This is a genomic window from Nocardiopsis sp. TNDT3, assembly GCF_003427465.1.
Classification (GTDB): domain Bacteria; phylum Actinomycetota; class Actinomycetes; order Streptosporangiales; family Streptosporangiaceae; genus Nocardiopsis; species Nocardiopsis dassonvillei.
The window spans coordinates 1-1,062 of the sequence record NZ_QPFC01001064.1 but is presented as its reverse complement, the minus strand read 5'-3'; the positions used below and the strand labels follow the sequence as shown (position 1 = coordinate 1,062).

Genomic DNA, 1,062 nt, shown 5'->3' with positions numbered 1-1,062 from the left:
GGACTCGCCCCCGTGGCCCAGGGCAGCGACGGCGGCGGCTCGATCCGCATCCCCGCCAGCGCGTGCGGGCTCTTCGGCCTCAAGCCCACCCGCGGCCGGATCTCCGGCGCACCCCTCAAACCCGACCTCGCGGGCCTGTCCACCGCCGGACCCCTCACCCGAGGCGTCCGCGACGCCGCCCTCCTCCTGGACGCCATGGCCTTCTCCGGACCGGGCGACCACTTCACCGCGCCGCCCCTGCCGCCGGGCGAGACCTTCGCCGACCACGTGGGCCGCGAACCCGGACGCCTGCGCATCGGCTGCCACGCCACCACCGGCTCCGCCCGGATCCCCGTGCACCCCCACGTCCTGGCCGCCCACGAGGAGGCCGTCCGCCTCCTGGCCGACCTCGGACACGAGGTGGAGGAGGTCCCCGCCCCCGGGGACGCCCACTTCGGAGGCTCCTTCATGGCGGACTTCGGCGTGGTCTGGGCGGCGATGGCCTCGGCCACGCCGGTCGCCCCCGCCCGCGAGGCCGAGCTGAGCCCCCTCAACCAATGGCTGCGCGAGCGGGCCCGCGCCACGCCCGTGCCCGACTACATCGCCGCCTGCGCCCGCCTCCAGCGCGGCGTCCGCTCCCTGGTCGCCGCGACCGAACCCCTCGACGCGGTGCTCTCGCCCGTGCTGGCCGCGCCCCCGGTCCCGCTGGGGCACTTCACCGGCGACGGACCCGAGGAGGAGTTCCGGCGGATGACCGCGTTCGCGCCGTTCACCTCGGTCTACAACGTCTCGGGACAGCCCTCGGTCAGCGTCCCCCTGCACTGGTCGCCCGAGGGACTGCCGATCGGCGTCATGCTCACCGGCCGCATGGGCGGCGAGGGCACCCTGCTGTCGCTGTCGGCGCAGCTCGAACGCGCGCGCCCGTGGGCCCACCGCGTCCCGCCGCTGCGCGCCGGCCGACCGGACTCGTCACCGGTGTGACGGCCGGGGCCGCCCCCCGTTCGGTACCACCCCGACGCCGACAGCGGCAGCGAGGACCGGCACGAGGCGCGCGCTCCGGCGGCCCGCGCCTCAGCGGGGCTC

General features: G+C 77.1%; 1 protein-coding gene. It reads left to right on the top strand.

What is annotated here, in order from left to right:
• Positions 1–960, top strand: a 960-nt coding sequence (locus DQW06_RS23865; RefSeq protein WP_157983585.1) for an amidase, incomplete at its 5' end; no start/stop codon positions are given.
• Positions 961–1,062 lie beyond the last annotated feature (102 nt).